This window comes from Monashia sp. HAY1-2A, assembly GCF_056755315.1.
Genome location: NZ_JBNDHY010000935.1, coordinates 1 through 212, shown reverse-complemented (window position 1 = coordinate 212; position 212 = coordinate 1). Strand labels below are relative to the sequence as shown.

The window sequence follows — 212 nt, the reverse complement described above, 5'->3', positions numbered from 1 at the left end:
CCCCCCCCCCCCCCCCCCCCCCCCCCCCCCCCCCCCCCCCCCCCCCCCCCCCCCCCCCCCCCCCCCCCAAAACCAAAACCCCCCCCCCCAGATTACTACGCGTCTCGTGGGCTCGGAGATGTGTATAAGAGACAGCCACGAAGAGGGCGGCGGGACGGGCGTGCAGGCCCACGGACGAGGCGATGGTGACGGTACGACTGGCCATGAACGGC

1 protein-coding gene is annotated in these 212 nt (G+C 75.0%); it reads right to left on the bottom strand.

Going from position 1 to position 212, the window contains the following annotated elements; genetic code table 11:
- A partial coding sequence (locus ACPYOM_RS24420) for an HPr family phosphocarrier protein (RefSeq protein WP_481347963.1) occupies positions 1-205 on the bottom strand: 205 nt, incomplete at its 3' end.
- Positions 206-212 lie beyond the last annotated feature (7 nt).